At 59.0% G+C, this 17,225-nt stretch carries 14 protein-coding genes and 1 tRNA gene; 4 read left to right on the plus strand and 11 right to left on the minus strand.

Translation table 11 applies throughout. The features are described from left to right. Positions 1-50 precede the first annotated feature (50 nt). The 6 genes from hsdR to BN1079_RS14290 all read right to left on the minus strand — a co-directional run bounded on the left by hsdR (position 51) and on the right by BN1079_RS14290 (position 7,315). Positions 51-3,527, minus strand: coding sequence for a type I restriction-modification system endonuclease (hsdR, locus tag BN1079_RS14270; RefSeq protein ID WP_037025586.1), 3,477 nt, complete (start codon positions 3,525-3,527; stop codon positions 51-53). Between the two features lie 164 nt (positions 3,528-3,691). Further along, complete coding sequence (locus BN1079_RS14275) at positions 3,692-4,030, minus strand: hypothetical protein (protein ID WP_037025588.1); 339 nt, start codon at positions 4,028-4,030, stop codon at positions 3,692-3,694. Positions 4,031-4,599: 569 nt separating this feature from the next. Further along, complete coding sequence (locus BN1079_RS14280) at positions 4,600-5,433, minus strand: hypothetical protein (protein ID WP_052114490.1); 834 nt, start codon at positions 5,431-5,433, stop codon at positions 4,600-4,602. Beyond that, positions 5,430-5,654: a plasmid-related protein gene (locus BN1079_RS17455; RefSeq protein WP_074436846.1), complete on the minus strand. Its 225-nt coding sequence runs from the start codon at positions 5,652-5,654 to the stop codon at positions 5,430-5,432. Before BN1079_RS17455 ends, BN1079_RS14280 begins: the two co-directional genes overlap by 4 nt. A gap of 386 nt (positions 5,655-6,040) precedes the next feature. After that, complete coding sequence (locus BN1079_RS14285) at positions 6,041-7,111, minus strand: tyrosine-type recombinase/integrase (RefSeq protein ID WP_037025589.1); 1,071 nt, start codon at positions 7,109-7,111, stop codon at positions 6,041-6,043. Positions 7,112-7,238: 127 nt separating this feature from the next. Next, positions 7,239-7,315: transfer RNA gene (locus BN1079_RS14290), tRNA-Ile, on the minus strand. 180 nt (positions 7,316-7,495) lie between these two features. On the opposite strand from BN1079_RS14290, the gene blaDIM reads away from it, so the two are divergent. Then, the gene (gene blaDIM, locus BN1079_RS14295; protein ID WP_037025591.1) at positions 7,496-8,224 is read left to right on the plus strand and encodes a DIM/SIM/IMP family subclass B1 metallo-beta-lactamase; all 729 of its coding nucleotides are present in this window, start codon (positions 7,496-7,498) and stop codon (positions 8,222-8,224) included. Between the two features lie 76 nt (positions 8,225-8,300). Here the strand turns inward: blaDIM and rpoD are convergent, their stop codons facing one another. The 3 genes from rpoD to rpsU form a co-directional block, all read right to left on the minus strand. After that, positions 8,301-10,157 (minus strand): RNA polymerase sigma factor RpoD, encoded by a 1,857-nt coding sequence (rpoD, locus tag BN1079_RS14300; protein WP_037025593.1) that lies wholly within the window; start codon positions 10,155-10,157, stop codon positions 8,301-8,303. A gap of 261 nt (positions 10,158-10,418) precedes the next feature. Beyond that, positions 10,419-12,341 (minus strand): DNA primase, encoded by a 1,923-nt coding sequence (dnaG, locus tag BN1079_RS14305; RefSeq protein ID WP_037025601.1) that lies wholly within the window; start codon positions 12,339-12,341, stop codon positions 10,419-10,421. A 143-nt stretch (positions 12,342-12,484) separates the two neighbouring features. Next, a complete protein-coding gene (gene rpsU, locus BN1079_RS14310) occupies positions 12,485-12,700 on the minus strand; it encodes a 30S ribosomal protein S21 (RefSeq protein ID WP_003283508.1) in 216 nt (71 codons plus the stop codon). Positions 12,701-12,907: 207 nt separating this feature from the next. Between rpsU and tsaD the strand changes: the two genes are divergently transcribed. Continuing rightward, positions 12,908-13,939 carry a tRNA (adenosine(37)-N6)-threonylcarbamoyltransferase complex transferase subunit TsaD gene (gene tsaD, locus BN1079_RS14315; protein WP_037025605.1) on the plus strand — a complete coding sequence of 344 codons (1,032 nt, stop codon included), beginning with the start codon at positions 12,908-12,910 and terminating at the stop codon, positions 13,937-13,939. A 19-nt stretch (positions 13,940-13,958) separates the two neighbouring features. On the opposite strand, the gene plsY is transcribed toward tsaD, so the two are convergent. Further along, the gene (gene plsY / locus BN1079_RS14320; RefSeq protein ID WP_037025608.1) at positions 13,959-14,528 is read right to left on the minus strand and encodes a glycerol-3-phosphate 1-O-acyltransferase PlsY; all 570 of its coding nucleotides are present in this window, start codon (positions 14,526-14,528) and stop codon (positions 13,959-13,961) included. 147 nt (positions 14,529-14,675) lie between these two features. Between plsY and folB the strand changes: the two genes are divergently transcribed. Together folB and folK are read left to right on the plus strand one after the other, a co-directional pair. Further along, complete coding sequence (folB, locus tag BN1079_RS14325; protein WP_037025610.1) at positions 14,676-15,029, plus strand: dihydroneopterin aldolase; 354 nt, start codon at positions 14,676-14,678, stop codon at positions 15,027-15,029. Further along, complete coding sequence (gene folK, locus BN1079_RS14330) at positions 15,020-15,559, plus strand: 2-amino-4-hydroxy-6-hydroxymethyldihydropteridine diphosphokinase (protein WP_037025613.1); 540 nt, start codon at positions 15,020-15,022, stop codon at positions 15,557-15,559. The genes folB and folK overlap by 10 nt, the downstream gene beginning before the upstream one ends. 304 nt (positions 15,560-15,863) lie before the next feature. Here the strand turns inward: folK and BN1079_RS14335 are convergent, their stop codons facing one another. After that, positions 15,864-17,027, minus strand: a complete 1,164-nt coding sequence (locus tag BN1079_RS14335) for a multifunctional CCA addition/repair protein (protein WP_037025617.1) — start codon at positions 17,025-17,027, stop codon at positions 15,864-15,866. Positions 17,028-17,225: the final 198 nt, after the last annotated feature.

A 17,225-nucleotide genomic window follows, 5' to 3' on the forward strand; every position in this document is an offset into this window, starting at 1 on the left:
TCCTGGGACCGAGGACACCTTCTGTCGGGAAATTAACGGTGAGTCAATGCTCATCCAACTGCCGACCAAAGGTTGTCATTCAACGCTTCCAATACCCGTTCCAGGTTGCCGCCCAAGTTGCGATCCAGCGCTTTGAGGCCGCCATCGTTGCGGAACGCATCGTTGACCTGCTGCGGATCGATGACCACCTCATGCACCAGTTGCTTGGCCAGACGATCCAGCCATTTGCGTTGTACGGGCGTCCAAGGTTGCTGGGTGTAGATGGTTTGCATGGCCTTGGCCACGCGTTGGTCGAAGGGCAGTAGGGCTTCGCCGATGGCAGCCTGGCGAATGTAGCCAATGATGCTGGCGGCGATTTCCTGGTTGGTCTGGTTGCGCCAAGCGCTTTTCAGGCTGGCTTCGCTGAAACCGTGCTGGTCGAGCAGCAGGCGGACTTCTCGCAGTTGCTCGCGGGTCAGATCCTTGGGGCGGTTGACCACCACGCCAAGGGCGGCGGACTGATTGAGTTGGTTGCGAATAAAGTCGTTGAAGCTTTCCAGGTAGTCGGCTGGTTTCTGGTTTTGCCCGTAGTTCTGCTCACGCACCAGCAGTTCATCGCTGTGGGTGGAAATAACCGGGTAGTTCTCCGAGCCGAGCAGGGCACTGACGGCGGCGAGCTGGTTGATCAGCTGGCTGTGCTGGCGGACGAAGTTGGCCGCTTGCTGCGGGCCAAGGTCGTGCAGGTGTTTATGTAACTGAGCCGGCTCAACGCCCCACACTTCTTGCAGCTCATCGAGCTTTTTCTTCAGCGAGGGTTTGTCCTCGGCCTTGTGCTGGGCCTTGCGCAGGATACGCATGACGCGCTGGCTCAGTTGGTCGAGTACGTCATGGGCGTGGCTGTTGTCGTCCTGACTGCCGGGTGCGTCATGGCTGGCACCGCTGGTGAGTTCGCTGACCAGTTGCTCCAGGCTGATGTTGGGGTTCTTCACCAGGGGCTTCATGGTGTCGACCGCTTCCAGGCTGGTGTAGAGGTCGACGGGGTCGTAGATGCGGAAAACGGTTTTGCCGATGTCGTCGCAGCGGCGAGTGGCGCGGCCTTTCATCTGCTCGTAGAGGATGCGCGAGCGCACCCGGCGCATAAATACCAGGTTGCAGATTTTCGGTACGTCGATGCCGGTGGTGAGCAGGTCGACGGTAATGGCGATATTGGGGGTGGGCTCGTTCTTGTAGCGGCGAATCAGCGTTTCAACCTTGTCGCTCTGGCCGGTGATGATTTCCACGGCGGCCTGGTTGTACTGCTCGCCGTAGGCTTCTTTGAATGCTTCGTCGAGCAGGTTTTTGACTCGCTCGGCATGGGCCTGATTGACGCAGAAGATCATGGTCTTCTCTTCGCCAAACGGGTCCAGCTCCTTGGCCAGTTCATAACAGATGACCTTGTCAAAGGCCGGGGTGATCACGCGGCGGTTGAACGACTCGATGTTGAAGCTGAGTTCATCTTCCAGCTCGGCTACGTCGACTTCGCCGGTTTGGGTGTTGATAACGCTGACCGACTCGCCTTTCTCGAAGCGAATACCATGCTTGCTGAGTTGGGTCTCGTAGCGAATCGGTGGTTCGTGATCCACCAGCCAGTCGTCGGCCACGGCTTCGCGGTAGCTGTAGGTGAATACCGGTTTGCCGAAGATTTCACTGGTGTGCTTGGCCGGGGTGGCGGTGAGGCCGATGCGGCAGGCGTCGAAGTGGTCGAGCACGCGGCGGTATTGTGAGAGGTACTGGCTGTGATCGCGCACGGCCAACTCACCTTCGGTCATTTCCTGGTCGAGGGTGTAGCCCCGGTGGGCTTCGTCGACGATGATGCAGTCGAATTCGCCTACGGGCGGCGGGTTATCCGAGCGGAAAATGCGGCTGACCATAGCCTGCACGGTGGCCACCTGAATGCGGGTTTCCGCTTCGGCAGCCATGTCGCCTAGCTCTTTGATGTCGTAGATCTGCGCCAGGGTGTGATTCTGCTCAAGCGTGGTGTCGTTGAACGCGTCGATGGCTTGCTGGCCCAGGGCGCTGCGGTCAACCAGAAACAGAATGCGCTTGAAGCGTTCGGCCTTCAGAAGGCGGTACATCAGGCCAATGATGGTGCGGGTTTTTCCGGTGCCGGTGGCCATGGCCAGTAGGCAGTCACGCTGATTGTTGGCCAGGGCCTGCTCCACGGCCTGGATGGCTTTTTCCTGGTAGTCGCGCAGCTTGAGGTAGGCGAAGCCTTCGGTCTTGAGCTTGGCCTCGGCATCTGCCTGGCTGCGTTTGAGCAGGTCGAGCAGGTCATCCGGTTTGTGGAAGTCTTGCAGCGGGCGGCGTGTGTTGGCTGGGCTGCGCAGGTCACGGAACCAGGTGCCGGACTGTTCGGCGAGCTGCTTGATAAAGGGCCGGCCGTTGCAGGCGAAGGCAAAGGGCACGCGGAAGTGACCACCCTGGCCATCATTCCAGGGCTGAGCTTGGCCAGCCAGCAGCCAGGGCTGCTGATGTTCGGTCGCCAAGTTGAACTCACGGGCATAGCGCTCGGCCTGGGGAATGCGGTCGGCGATATTGATGCGCTTACGCTTGGCTTCAACGATGGCGATGGGCGTAAGACCAGCGAACAGTACGTAGTCGGCGCAGGCTTTGGGGCTGCTGGTGGGCCATTCGGCGATGGCCTTGTTCTTGCCCTTCTCCGGGCGCGCTCCCTTGCCGTAGGTGAGGTCGAGGGAGTCGGCTTCCCAGCCGGCGTCGATCAACTGCTGGTCGATCAAGATGCGGGTGAGGTCTTCGGATAGGTCGAAGCTGCTGCTGGCCTGCTGAGTCAGCTTGGCGACCTGTTGGCTGGCTTGTGGCTGGGCCGCCAGTTGCTGCTGCAGGGCTTTGAGGCTTTTTTCGTGCTCACTGCGCAGCTTTTGCAACGCAGCTTCGTGTTCGGCGGCTAGCTGCTTATGGCTGCGCGATTCGGCATCCATCTGCTCGGCAAGCACGGCGTATTCTTCGGCTTCCTGCTTGAGCAGGTCAGCCAACTTCTGGTTGCTCTCCAGTTGCTGGCTGGACTCGCTGAGCTGCGTCTTGAGCTGTTCGATCTGACTTTGCAGATCGCGCAGCGGAGCGCTGGGATCTTCGGGGGTGACGAAGGGGCCAGGTTTGAACGCATGAGCATTCTTGCCGAACGACTGGTGATACCAGATGGCCAGAGCACGGGCGACCTTCAGCCCATCCATGGCCTCACGGTGCTGGGTGCGGAACTCGTGGGTGGCCTTGTTGCCCTCGACGCGCAGGGTATGGAACAGGCTACGGATGTTCTGATCCAACTGGATCTCGCGGCTGAGCTTGTAGAGCAGGTCGGACTGCGTGGTGGTGGCATCGAACTCGATGCCGGCGCGGCTGGCCAAATCCTGGGCCAAGGCTTCGCCGAGTTGACGCAACTTGATCAGGGTGGTGTTGGGATCGCTGGCGAAGACCTGCTCGGCTGTGCTCGCAAGCTGCAGGAAAACCGGGTCGTGCTCCTGGAGAAAGGCGAAATTACTGCTGGCTGCCATGGTCGATCCTTCGGTTGCGTTCCACTCATTACGCCAAACGGGGTCTATCGCGCGTAACCGGCTGCAGCTTAACGAAGGTGAGCCGAGTTTGGCCATGGCACTGAGTTGCTCAGTATTCAGCTTTGCCCGTGCGCGGCAGGCCACGGGCCTTCCTCAGCCGCGTTTCACTTTGCGCTCCATGCCTCATAGCCCTGACGCGCAATTTCCTTCTGCGCTAGGTCGTTTTTAGCGCCGCCCAGTTGTCGCAAGGTCAGCAACATTTCCAGCAGTACGCCATCCATGCCTTGCAGGCCGTTACTGCCTTGGGGCTCTCCAGGTGCCAGATCTGTCATCCGCTCGACTGCTCGCCTGAGCATCTGCAACTCATCCATGACGGCATCTTCGCGTTCCAGCCGGTTGCGTAGGTAGGTGCTCAGCGGTAGCTCTGCTGCCATCGCCTGGGCCTCGTACAGCTCTCGTTTTTCCACCGTCAGGCGGAGTGGTATTGCGTCCGCTAGTCTCATATCGCTCCGTAGTCGCCTCCGTATACAGCTGCCCCTTGTAGAATGGGGGTTTCAGCTTGGTGTGTAGTCGCCTCGCAATACAGCTTAAATGGCTTATTTGTCGAAAACTCTATTAAAATCAATGCCTTGAGTGCGCCTGCAAGGTGCGTATGGTGTATAGCAAAAAAGCTGTGTTTTCAGGGCAGCCAACATCCCCAGAACACCTCGGTTTTTAAGGGAAACTGCTATCAAGAGGGTCTGTGTAATCCCCAACGGCTTGTCCGTTGGCAGAGGTAGCTCAAAAGTAGCAATCAGGTAGCAGCTAAATAGCAGTTAAGTAGCAGTTAGATAGCAAGAAAGAAGCAGATCACGCATTTATCAGGCAGGGATGATGCAAAAATCATCCAGGAATGATGCAGAAATCACTCAACTTTGATGCAAAGCACTCCGGTCGAAGATGAATACATTCTGAAGACAGAAAGACAACAGTTAGAGAACACTTAGAAGACAGAAAAGCAACAGTAGGCAACTGAAAGACAACTGGGAGACAACAAGAAAGCAACAGTCTGGTGCTGCGTTGAATACAAAGCCTACCTCCTGCCACTAACTACCATTGCCTTGAGCTGGCTTCTTGCGAGCGTGGCTGCTGTTTTTGCTCCTTGGGTAGTCGGGACAAAGTCGCCGCTACGATGGCGCTGAAGGAGTCCATGAAAATACTGAATGGGCGACTGCGTTATGTGCCCAGGACGCGCCATCGCTTTGGACAGCTCGGCCAGTAGAAATCTTGCTTCCTGATCCGGTGTGTTGCGTAGCAAAACGGTAATTTGCTCCCGCTCGCCTGTGGATAACTGCCCAAGTGGCTCGGGCTCCGGTGTAGTAGGGTTATAGTTATAGTTATAGTTATAGTTAACCCGCCCCCTATCGATAGGGTATGGATAGGGTATCGATACCCTATCTGGGGAGCCTTCATCGACTGCCGATGAAGGGCTAAAAGCGTTGGAGACGAGCCCTCGGAGCTCTCCGTTCTCGGGGAGCCGTTGGATCAAGTCATCGGTGTAAAGCGTGCGCCATTGCTCGGGTAGCTCCCGAATCTGGTTGAATGTCTTCTGCCGAAGCGTTGGTCCTAGGGCCATGCGCGGGGAGTTGTGATCCCACCAGATGTGAACCCACACGTAGCTCTGCTCTGGTTCGTATTCGATGAAGCCTGCATCTTGTAGCCGGCGCAAAATCGGCATGAATTGGGATTCGGCATCCCAGCCCATTTCAGACGCAGCAATGCGCGGAACAATCTGGTAGGCGCCAATGATGTTGCTGAAGGGGCATGTCAGCAGATAGGTGAGCGTCGACCTGTCTTCCTGAGTCCTGCCAGCCATTTTGGGCGACCGCCAGAATGCAGAATCATTGATAGTGCGTTGCCTGCTCATGCGCTGGCCTCATCAATCAGCCGCGCAATGCCTTGAGTTTTGAAGTAAACACGGCGACCGATTTTAAGCCGGGTATCCCGCAGTTTTTGGGCGAGCTCAGAGTTTCCAGATAGAGTTATGCGTAATCCATCTTTGCTTCGATGAAGAATATCTGCGACTTGTTCAATTGAAAGGAGTGGTGAACCTTGAAACTTATCAAGTAGTAGTTGTTCAGTGCTCAATTTATATTCTCCTGAAGCATTGCTTAGAATAATTTCGTTATCTAGCGGTTATGTTCGCTAGATGAAGATGGCTTCAGGTTACTTCGTGACGTAATTTTTGGTCAAATCAGAAAAGTCAAATAGTATTTACAAGTGTTGACAAAAATCGGTGTGATTCTGCAGTTTTCTGTTGCGGCTTTCTGGCTATCTTGTTGTTTTAATTGAATTTTAATATTTTGTTCTGGTTACATTTTGTTACTATTTGATTTTTTATTTTCTACTTTTGGTCGCCTGGCGGTTGGGTTTTGAGGCTAAAGCTTGGTTGTGTACTAGGTCGGCCTCCATTTCTTGCGTGGACTTGTCTACGCAAAAAATGGAGGAATTTCTTTGCTTGGGTCTCTTGCAGTCTACGGTTTGGTTTGCTCAGCCATTCTGTCCAGCTTGCCTACAAGGTCTTCGGCCCGTAGGTGTGTGTAGCGCTTCAGCATCTGCATCGACTTGTGGCCGCTGATGGCGGAAACCTCCTGGTCGGATAGGCCGCCCTCAACCAGCCGGCTGACTGCTTCATGGCGCAGATCGTGGAAGCGCAGATCGGGCATCCCAAGCTTGGTCTTCAGCAAACCCCAGGTCTTCGTGAAGGCGTAGGGGCCGCGCTTGCCGTTTTTGCCTGGTTCGCCAAAGAACACCAGGTCGCAGTCAATCGGGCGTATAGGGTTGTTCAGCGCCGCCTGGAAGGTCTCTGTGGCCCATTTGCTGAGCGGGACAGTGCGTGCAGTGTCGTTTTTGGTGTCGGAGAGCCGCACCACGCGCTTTTTCATATCGACCTGATGCCTGCGCAGGGATGTGATCTCAGACGAGCGCATGCCGGTTTCCAGGGCGATGCGGACGATCCAGCCAAGCATGGGGTTGCTGTGATTGTTCACGGCGGTCAGCAGGCGGCGTTCTTCTTCTGCAGACAGGCGCCGGTCACGGCCTTCGCCGGGGCTGGGTTTGCGAATGTTCAGCACCGGATTGAAGCTGAGGCCCAGGCCCCACTCCTGAATCGCCACGGTGAACAGGTGGCTGAGCAGGGCCAGCTCCAAGCGCACGGTGTTGTTGCTGGTGGGCTTGCCGCGATTAGTGATCGAGGCCAGGCGCGTGTCGCGGTAGCCGGCGATGATATCAGCGGAGAGGGCGGCCATGGAGTATTTGCCCAGGTGGCTGATCAGCTGCTGGGCTTTGGTGGCCTCGGCGCGCTGGGTGGTCGGCTTCTTGGTCGGGCTGATTTCGCTGAGGTAGCGTTTCAGCGCCATTTCCAAGGTCATGCGCTCGGAGCCGCTGCGCTGGATGTACACGCCCCTGACCATTTCATCTTCGGTGCGGCGCGCCCAGTCTTCGGCATCACGTTTGGTTCGGAAGGTTTTAGTGTTGGTCGGCCAGCCAGTTTTGCGCACCAAGGCTTTCCAGGTACCGGCTTCGGTTTTGACAATCGTGGCCAAGTTTTTGAGCTCCAAAGGCGTGCGGCTGTACCGGTACTGTACCGAATTTGTACCTTTGGACTATAGGACTGTTTCGCAGCGTTGCGCTGCAGAAAGCACAAAGCCGCGCATTGCGCGGCTTTGAAGGTGGTGGGCCCACACGGACTCGAACCGTGGACCAAAGGATTATGAGTCCTCTGCTCTAACCAACTGAGCTATAGGCCCTCAGAAGGAAGGCGGATTATACCGGTGCCCTGATGGAGCGCAACTGAAGGCTGGCCGAAGCATAGTTGATGCGCAAGGCGCAGCTGGCTTGCCTTTTACTGCTGGTGCATCGTCAGGTGCGTTGAGGCCTGCTCTGCTAGGGTTGAACGGGTGTTTTGTGTTCCAGCATGAGGATGGGTGATGAGATTCCTGTGTGCGCTACTGTTTACCCTGGTGTTCTGTGGGCTCGCCTGGGCAGACGATCCGTTGCCGGAGCTGCGGATCGAGAAGATTGCCGAAGATGTTTATCTGCATACCTCCTACCAGCATGTGGACGGCCACGGCCTGGTCGATGCGAATGGTCTGGTGGTGCTGGATGGGCAGGACGCCTACATCATCGATACGCCCTGGTCGCGGCAGGATACGGCGGCGCTGGTGGCCTGGCTGCAGGAGCGCAACTACGAGGTCAAGGCGAGTGTTTCCACTCACTTTCACGACGACCGCACTGCCGGGATCGGCTACCTGAACTCGATTTCAGTGCCGACCTATGCCTCCGAGCAGACCAATGCCTTGCTGAAGCAGCATGACAAGGCGCTGGCGACGAAGACCTTCGGCAATGAGTCCTTATGGCTGGTGGAGAGCAAGATCGAGGTCTTCTACCCCGGCGCCGGACACAGCGTCGACAACCTGGTGGTGTGGTTGCCGGAGCAAAGGATTTTGAATGGCGGGTGCCTGGTTCGGGCGGGCGAGACCAGCACGCTGGGCAATACCAGCGATGCGGTTATCGCCGATTGGGCGGCTTCCGCGGAACGGCTGCAGCGCCGTTATCCTGATGCGCAGGTGGTGATCCCTGGGCATGGCGCCATGGGCGATAGGTCGCTGCTTGAGCACACGCGCAAGCTGGCCGAGGCGGCGACCAAGGCCGAGTGACCGGCAGCCGGTCGGAGACGCAGCAGGTGCGAGAAGGGGGGTAAGAAAAACCCCGGCAGGGCCGGGGTTTTAAGGGTCACTCGTCGAGGAAGGAACGCAGATGCTCGCTTCGCGTCGGGTGGCGCAGCTTGCGCAGCGCCTTGGCCTCAATCTGACGGATACGCTCGCGGGTTACATCGAACTGCTTACCCACCTCTTCAAGGGTGTGGTCAGTGTTCATGTCGATACCGAAGCGCATGCGCAGGACCTTGGCTTCCCGTGCAGTGAGGCCGGAGAGCACGTCGCGAGTGGCTTCCTTGAGGCTCTCTACAGTCGCCACGTCGATTGGCGATTGCATGGCGGAGTCTTCAATGAAGTCGCCCAGATGCGAATCTTCGTCGTCACCGATGGGGGTTTCCATGGAGATCGGCTCTTTGGCGATCTTCAGCACCTTGCGGATCTTGTCCTCGGGCATTTCCATGCGCTCGCCAAGCTCTTCGGGCGTGGGCTCGCGCCCCATTTCCTGTAGCATCTGACGGGAGATGCGGTTGAGCTTGTTGATCGTCTCGATCATGTGCACCGGGATACGGATGGTTCGCGCCTGGTCGGCAATGGAGCGAGTGATCGCCTGGCGAATCCACCAGGTGGCGTAGGTCGAGAACTTGTAGCCGCGACGGTATTCGAACTTGTCCACCGCCTTCATCAGGCCAATGTTGCCTTCCTGGATCAGGTCGAGGAACTGCAGGCCGCGGTTGGTGTACTTCTTGGCGATGGAGATAACCAGGCGCAGGTTGGCCTCGACCATCTCTTTCTTCGCCCGGCGAGCCTTGGCTTCACCGATGGACATGCGACGGTTGATGTCCTTGATGTCGGCGATGTCCAGTTCGCATTCTTCCTGCAGCGCGATCAGCTTCTGCTGGCAGCGCTGGATGTCTTCCTTGCGAGCGCCGATGGCTTCGGCGTACTTGCTCTTGCCGCTGGCCAGTTTGTCGGCCCACTCGAGATCGGTCTCGTTGCCGGGGAACTGGCGCAGAAAGTCGGCGCGTGGCATGCGGGCGTCACGGACGCACAGCTGCATGATGGCGCGTTCCTGGGCACGAACCTGGCTCAGCGACTCGCGTACTTGCAGCACCAGCGCATCGTATTGCTTGGGGATGAGCTTGATGGGCATGAACAGGGTGGCCAGCTCCTGCAGGGCTTCGGTTGCCTGCTTGCTGCCACGGCCATGCTTCTTCAGTGCTTTCTTGGCGACTTCCAGCTGGTCGGCAACGGCGCCGAAGCGCACGCGGGCGACTTCAGGGTCCGGACCACCATCGCCTTCTTCCTCTTCAGCCTCGGTCTCGGCCTCTTCTTCCTCTTCGTCCTTGCTGTCGTCTGCGGGCTTGGCAGCCGGCTTCGGTACGACAGGCTCGGCTTCCTGAGGTGCAGCGGCACCGTCGTCGTCAGGGTCGATATAGCCGTTGAAGATTTCGGTCAGGCGACCGCCTTCGGTGGTGACGCGATTGTAGTCGGCGAGAATGCTGTCGACAGTTCCGGGGAAATGAGCGATGGCGCTCATGACTTCACGGATGCCTTCCTCGATGCGTTTGGCGATTTCGATCTCGCCTTCGCGGGTCAGCAACTCGACCGTGCCCATTTCACGCATGTACATGCGCACTGGGTCGGTGGTGCGGCCAATATCCGTTTCCACGGCAGCGAGAGCCGCAGCGGCCTCTTCGGCGGCGGCTTCATCGGTATCAGCTTCGGCCAGCAACAGGGCATCGGCATCCGGGGCGACCTCGAATACATTGATACCCATGTCGTTGATCATGCGGATGATATCTTCCACCTGTTCCGGATCGGAAATATCCTCCGGCAGGTGGTCGTTGACCTCGGCGTAAGTCAGGTAACCCTGCTCACGTCCACGCTGGATCAATTCTTTGAGACGAGACTGCTGTTGCGCTTTTCCGGACATATAACCCTATCCACTGACTGTTCTGGCGGGCTGAAAACAAGCTGAGCATTATAGCCGAGCAGGGACCTCACACGCCAGTTGAGGTCAATTTAGGCCCTTCTAAAAACTGTTTGCGTTGGCAAAACCGCGTTGAAACAGACTGAAACTGGTCACTTGGACCGCCAAACTCTGCGTCTTCGCCTGTTTTCGACTCGTCGCGCTCGTTCGTCAGGTTGATACCCGTTGGTCGTCGCGATTTGTCTGCCTGCCTCGCCTGCGTTTTTAGGTGGACCCTGTAGCGGGTGTTGCGTTGCGGTTCAAGAGATTGCGCAGCTGGTCTTTTTCCTCTGCGCTGAGTTCGCCCTGGCGGGCCTTGCGGAGCAATTTTTCCAGGCTGCGTTCGCGCTGCCTGGTTGCCAGGGTAGATATGGTGTCGAAAAACTGTTGTTCAAGGTTATCGGCCGAGATCAGCCATTCTTTCTCCGCCAGGGCGCGTAAAAGGCGCCCTTGGTCGGTTCCGTGCCAGCGTGCGATCAATTGCAGGCTGCGCAGCTTGGGGTTTTTCTGCAGGGTGCCAAGCAGGGCAACCAGCAGTTGCGCGTAAGTATCATCTTCAGCGGCGAAGTTGCTGGCATCTTCAACTTTTTGCGCCAGCTCCGGGTGATGCAGGAGCGTGCGCAGAGTGGTCAGCGCTGGTGGTTCGACGCTAGTAGGCGTGCGTGGCGCCCGCGCCTTGAAGTCTGGTCGCTGGCCGGGTTTTTTCCAGTCCTTTTTCCACTCTTTCTGGCCGCTGCGCTTGGGCTGGGGGGCTTCGGGCGGTGCGTACCAGGCGTCTTCTTCCTGGCCCGTGCTGGTGTCGTAGTAGGCGTTGTCATCGAAGTGAGGCGCCGCAGCTGGTGCGGCAACGCTCATTTGCTGCAGAGCATCGCCCTGCAGGCCGGTGATTTCGCTCAGGCGCTGGCGCATCAGGGCGCGCAGGTTGGCGCCGGGAATCTTTTCGATGAGCGGTGCCGCCAGCGTGGCCAGATGGGCTTTGCCTTCCAGTGAGCGGGGATCGGCTTCTTCACTGAGCTGCTGGAAGAAGTAGTCCGCCAACGGCTGTGCCTGCTGCTGGATGCGGGCCAGGAAGGCGTCGGTGCCTTCGCGGCGAACCAGACTGTCCGGATCTTCGCCTTCGGGCAGGAACAGGAAGCGCGCGCGCTTGCCGTCCTGCAGGTTGGGCAGGGTCGACTCGAGGGCGCGCCAGGCGGCCTTGCGTCCGGCGGCATCGCCGTCAAAGCAGAACAGCACGCTTGGGACAACCCGAAACAGGCGCTTGAGGTGCTCGTCGCTGGTGGCGGTGCCGAGGGTGGCGACGGCATTGCGCAGGCCTTGCTGGGCCAGTGCGATGACGTCCATGTAGCCTTCCACCACCATGATCTCATCGAGGTCGCGGTTGGCCTTGCGTGCCTCGTAAAGGCCGTAGAGTTCCTGACCCTTGTGAAATACCGGCGTCTCCGGCGAGTTGAGGTACTTGGGCTTGTCGTCGCCCAGTACCCTTCCGCCGAAGGCGATGATGCGTCCGCGGCTGTCGCGAATCGGAAACATCACGCGGTCACGGAAGCGGTCGTAACTGCGCCCGGTTTCGCTGTTCTCGATCAATAGGCCGGCGTCGAGCATGGCCTTGTGCTGCAGGCTGTCGCCGCCCAGATGCTTGATCAGATTGTCCCAGCCGGGCGGTGCGAAGCCGAGGCTGAAGTCGCGAGCGATTACCCCTGAAAGGCCGCGGCTCTTGAGGTATTCCACGGCCGCCTTGCGTGCCGGGTGGCTCTTCAGTGCCTGGCGGTAGTACTCGGCGGCAGCTTCCAGCAGTGGGTACAGCGGTGAGTCGACCGGTTGTCGGGGCTTGCGGCCGGGCCCGCCTTCTTCGCGAGGCACTTCCATGCCGGCGCGCTTGGCCAGATCTTCGACCGCCTGGGGAAAGTCCAGGCTGTCATGATCCATGATGAAGCCAAGGGCGTTGCCGCCTGCGCCACAGCCGAAGCAGTAATAGAACTGCTTGTCGGGGCTGACGCTGAATGAGGGGGTCTTTTCCTTATGGAAGGGGCAGCAGGCGGTGTAGTTCTTTCCGGCTTTTTTCAGTTGAATGCGCGAACTCACCACTTCGACAATGTCGGAGCGGTTGAGCAGGTCATCAATGAAAGACTGCGGGATCAGGCCGGCCATAAGGACTTAGATTACGCTCGCGATGAATAGCGCGGAAATGAAAAAACTCCGCCCATTCGCCAGCTGGCGAAGCGGAGTCTTTCTTCGGCGCAAATGCAAAGCCCGGTATTAACCGGGCTTTATGCGGCTTCGTCGTACGTGGATCAGTACAGACGAACGCTGCGGCGCTGTTCGCGCTGCACTTTCTTGGCGTGGCGCTTTACTGCGGCAGCAGCTTTACGCTTGCGCTCGGCAGTGGGCTTCTCGTAGAACTCGCGGCTGCGGACTTCTGCCAGCACACCAGCTTTTTCGCAAGAACGCTTGAAGCGACGCAGAGCTACGTCGAATGGTTCGTTCTCTTTAACTTTAACGTTGGGCATCCAGGACGTACCTTCACTTGTTTACCGGTTACAACGCGCTTCGGCAAAGAGAGCGAGCACGCTGGTTTTAAGGGTTGCGGATGTTACCGCCTTGCTGCGCGGAATGCAAAGGGCCGTTAAGCGAAAAGCTTAAGCGGTTGTTCCCGTTTCGCGGCTGCGGCGATTATCATGCGCGGCTTCATTCGCTTCTCTAAAGGTTACACACCCATGCTGGTGCTGGGGCTGGAAACTTCATGCGACGAAACCGGTGTCGCGCTGTATGACAGCGAACAAGGCCTGCTGGCCGATGCGTTGTTCAGTCAGATCGATCTGCATCGCGTTTACGGCGGAGTAGTGCCGGAGCTGGCATCGCGCGACCATGTCAAGCGCATGCTGCCGCTGATTCGCCAGGTGCTGGATGAGGCCGGGCGTGATTCGAGCCAGATCGATGCGGTGGCTTATACGGCCGGGCCGGGCCTGGTTGGCGCCCTGCTGGTGGGAGCGTCCTGTGCGCAGGCGATGGCTTTTGCCTGGGGCGTACCGGCCATCGGCGTGCATCATATGGAAGGCCATCTGCTGGCGCCCATGCTCGAAGAACAGCCGCCAGCGTTCCCGTTCGTCGCCTTGCTGGTTTCTGGTGGGCATACGCAACTGGTGCGCGTAGACGGCATTGGCCGTTACGAGCTGTTGGGTGAGTCGGTGGACGATGCCGCCGGTGAAGCCTTCGACAAGACTGCCAAACTGATGGGTCTGCGCTACCCCGGTGGCCCTGAAATCGCGGCGCTGGCCGAGCGCGGTACTCCTGGGCGTTTCGTCTTTCCACGTCCGATGACTGATCGCCCAGGGCTGGATTTCAGCTTCAGCGGCCTCAAGACTTCCACCCTCACTGCCTGGCAGCGCTGCCGCGAGGCCGGTGATGATAGCGAGCAGACTCGCTGTGACATCGCCTTGGCGTTTCAGCAGGCAGTGGTCGATACGCTGACGATCAAATGCCGTCGTGCCTTGCAGCAGACGGGCCTCAATACGCTGGTGATTGCCGGTGGGGTCAGCGCCAATCAGGCCCTGCGCCATAGTCTGGAAAGCATGCTCGCCGAGCTGAAAGGCCAGGTGTTTTATGCGCGGCCGCGGTTCTGTACCGACAATGGCGCAATGATCGCCTATGCCGGATGCCAGCGACTGCTGGCCGGGCAGCGTGAGGATCTGGCGATCAAGGTGCAGGCGCGTTGGCCGATGGAAAGCCTGCCTGACTGTGGGGCGTAGCAGTTTGTCGGCCGTAGCGTTAAAAGTGTCGCTCGCGGCCGGCAGCCAGATCGCGCAGGTTATCGCGATGTCTCCAGAAGATCAGGCAGGCCAGCAAGCTCATTGGTAACAGGCTGTCGGGTTGCTGCCAGGCGAGTAGCGGCAGGCATAGCGGCAGAGCTGCCAGCGCAGCGAGGGAGCTGGTGCGGGAGAGTTTGAACACCACCAGCCAGCCGGTCAACGCCAGTATTGCTGCAGGCGGGTAAAGTCCGAGCAGAGCGCCGGCCGCAGTAGCGACGCCCTTGCCGCCGCGGAAACGAAAATACAGTGGGTATAGATGACCGAGCACCGCGGCCACGGCAATCCAGCTTTGTTGCTCAACCGAAAGACCGAGGAAACCGGCGAGCATGACGGGTAGCAAGCCCTTGAGCAGGTCGCCGCACAGCGTGGCAATCGCCAGGCGTTTGCCAGCCACACGCAGCATATTGGTCGCCCCAGGATTGCCCGATCCGCCTGCACGTGGGTCAGGCGCCCCGGCCAGGCGACTGAGTAGAATGGCGAATGACAGTGATCCGATCAGATAAGCGAGCAGTGTCAGTTGCCAGAACATGAAATGACATCCGGGGCAGTGATTCCTGAGTCTAACAGGACGCTATAAAACTACCTGCCTTGGCAATACTTCGTTAAAAAACGGCCTCGCCTGTTTTTCGATGATTTTATTGGCAGCGCATGTGAGCCTGACGTGGGAGCGTATGGCGTGGACAAAGTTTTCATCGAAGGGCTGGAAGTAGATACATTGATTGGCGCCTATGACTGGGAGCGCGGTATTCGTCAGTGTCTGCGGCTGGATCTGACCCTGGGCTGGGACATTCGTCCGGCCGCGCAGAATGACCAGCTGGACAAGGCGTTGGATTACGCCGAGGTTGGCAAGGTGATCGAGCAGTTCGCACAGACAGCTCGCTTCGAGCTGGTGGAAACCTTTGCCGAGCGCCTCGCGGCCTGCCTGATGGAGCGCTTCGGCATTCCCTGGCTGCGCCTGCGGGTAACCAAACCGGGCGTCAACGCCCGCGCTTCGGCGCTGGGCGTGGAGATCGAGCGCGGATGTCGCTAAAACCCGTCTTGCTTGGGCTTGGCAGCAATGTCGGGCGCGAGCGCAACCTCAATGCCGGGCTCGACGCACTGAGCCTAATGCTGCGGGACATGCGTTGCTCGCCGGTATTCGAAAGCCATGCCGTGGGCTACAAGGGCGACAACTTCTTCAACCTGGTGGTGGCCGGCGACACCTCATTGTCCCTGATGGAGCTGGATCGCCGGCTCAAGTTCATCGAAGCGGACAATGGTCGCTACGCGCCAGATCGCAAGGGCCTGCCCCTGGATATCGACGTGCTGATGTATGGCGATAGGGTCGGCAACTTCCACGGCCTGGAGCTGCCTCGTCCGGAGGTGCTGAAAAACGCCTTCGTTCTCTGGCCGCTTTCGTTGCTAGCGCCCGATGTTCGCCACCCGCTGGATGGCCGAAGGTTCGCTGAGCTGTGGCAGGCGGCGCAGATCGACCAGAAACTTTGGCCTACCAGTTTTCGCTGGAGAGAGACCGAGCTGACGCCATCGCAATTGCTGCGCGAGTATCCGGGCAGATCGTAGGGTCAGTGTCGCTTTTACATCCGCCGCAAACTCTGATCGGTGGATCGCCACCCGGTGGTCCGCCACCCGGTGGATCGGTAAGGGTGATCCACCCTACGTGACTCTGCCTCTGCCTCTGCCTCTGCCTCTGCCGGGATGCCGATGAATTCGATCGACTGGCCTTAGGATGTGTACGAAAAGTCGTCGAGCGAAGGTCAGGCGAGGCAAAAACGGGTGAGGAAGCGGAGTTTACGAGCTGTAAATGAGCATTCCGAACCCGTTTTTAACGAAGCATCACCGAGCGCAGGCACTTTTCGTACAGAGCCTAGCGCCGGCTGGCCGCAAAGTGCTCGACGGCCTTGCGGCGTTCGCGTTTCAGGGCTTCGCCAAGCTCGGCGCCCTGGTAGCCTTGCGCGATCAGCGTTTTCACTTCCACCGCGCGGACGGCATCTGCGGCCTCGCGCAGGTGGGCGCTTTGAGCCGAAAGCGCGGGGCCTTCGTGAAGAGTGATCATTTCGCATGCAGCGATAAATTGCTCGAAGCGCTCGGGGCGGCGATGGATATCGAAGTGTTGCAACAGCTCGAACAACGCTGCCGCATTCAGCTCCTGTGCCCGTTGTGCCTGGTCCTGGAATTCGCCGACCAGCAGCGCCAGCTCCTGGCATTCGCGAGGCACCTTATAACGTGCATTCACGGCTTCGATCAGACGCAGGCGATCGCCGGTTTCGCTTGGCACAGCGCCGTGGGCCGAGACATGCAGCAGGCAGGCCCAGCGAATAGGCAGCGGCTGGGCCTGCTCGGCGCAGTGGCGCAGCACCCTGAACAGTCGCTCATGCTGGCTGCTGACGAACAGGGTATCGACTTCGGGAAGCAGCACGGCGAGCGCGCCGCAGTCGCGCAGAACCTGGATAAAAACGTCGGGCCGCGGCTCCATCAGTGCGCGGGAGATTTCCTTCCAGCAGCGTTCCGGGGTGAGTGCTTGCAGCTCGCCAGACTCGGCCAGCTGGCGCATCAGTACCAGGGTTTCGTCTGCCACGCTGAACCCCAGATGGGCATAACGTGCCGCGAAACGCGCCACGCGCAGTACCCGCAGCGGGTCTTCGGCGAAGGCGGGGGAGACGTGTCTGAGCGTGCGAGCGGCGAGGTCGGCCTGGCCGTTGTAGGGGTCGACCAGGCGGCCCTGTTCATCCTCGGCCATGGCATTGATGGTCAGGTCGCGGCGGATTAGGTCGTCTTCGAGGGTGACGTCGGGACTGGCATAGAAGGTGAAGCCGCCGTAGCCGCGCCCGCTTTTGCGCTCGGTACGGGCCAGTGCATACTCCTCGCCAGTCTTGGGATGCAGGAAAACCGGGAAGTCCGCGCCCACCGGGCGATAGCCTAGCGCCTGCATCTGCTCGGCGCTGGCGCCGACCACTACCCAATCCACCTCGGTTACGGGACGACCCAGCAAACGATCCCGCACCGCTCCGCCGACTTTATAGATTTGCATGCCACCCTCCGTTCGGAGCGGAGGATAAAGGATTACCGCAGGGAAACCGACCCGACATTATCTGCTTTGGGCTCCGGCTAATCGGAGCTCCGGGTAGTACACCTGTGGCTTCGCCGTAGGGCCAAATTTTCAGCGCTATGCGTTAGCTCTGTTCCTGCGGGAGCGAAGTGATTTGCGAAACTGAAGACCATCCGCGGA

Source organism: Pseudomonas saudiphocaensis (assembly GCF_000756775.1).
Taxonomy (GTDB): domain Bacteria; phylum Pseudomonadota; class Gammaproteobacteria; order Pseudomonadales; family Pseudomonadaceae; genus Stutzerimonas; species Stutzerimonas saudiphocaensis.

Excerpts from the sequence above, each read along its gene's own strand:
- plsY (WP_037025608.1), bottom strand. The coding sequence starts at position 14,528 with ATGTTCTGGCAACTGACACTGCTCGCTTATCTGATCGGATCACTGTCA.
- BN1079_RS14280 (WP_052114490.1), bottom strand. The coding sequence starts at position 5,433 with ATGAGCAGGCAACGCACTATCAATGATTCTGCATTCTGGCGGTCGCCC.
- rpoD (WP_037025593.1), bottom strand. The coding sequence starts at position 10,157 with ATGTCCGGAAAAGCGCAACAGCAGTCTCGTCTCAAAGAATTGATCCAG.
- tsaD (WP_037025605.1), top strand. The coding sequence starts at position 12,908 with ATGCTGGTGCTGGGGCTGGAAACTTCATGCGACGAAACCGGTGTCGCG.
- folK (WP_037025613.1), top strand. The coding sequence starts at position 15,020 with ATGTCGCTAAAACCCGTCTTGCTTGGGCTTGGCAGCAATGTCGGGCGC.
- dnaG (WP_037025601.1), bottom strand. The coding sequence starts at position 12,341 with ATGGCCGGCCTGATCCCGCAGTCTTTCATTGATGACCTGCTCAACCGC.
- hsdR (WP_037025586.1), bottom strand. The coding sequence starts at position 3,527 with ATGGCAGCCAGCAGTAATTTCGCCTTTCTCCAGGAGCACGACCCGGTT.
- BN1079_RS14275 (WP_037025588.1), bottom strand. The coding sequence starts at position 4,030 with ATGAGACTAGCGGACGCAATACCACTCCGCCTGACGGTGGAAAAACGA.
- blaDIM (WP_037025591.1), top strand. The coding sequence starts at position 7,496 with ATGAGATTCCTGTGTGCGCTACTGTTTACCCTGGTGTTCTGTGGGCTC.
- rpsU (WP_003283508.1), bottom strand. The coding sequence starts at position 12,700 with ATGCCCAACGTTAAAGTTAAAGAGAACGAACCATTCGACGTAGCTCTG.
- BN1079_RS14335 (WP_037025617.1), bottom strand. The coding sequence starts at position 17,027 with ATGCAAATCTATAAAGTCGGCGGAGCGGTGCGGGATCGTTTGCTGGGT.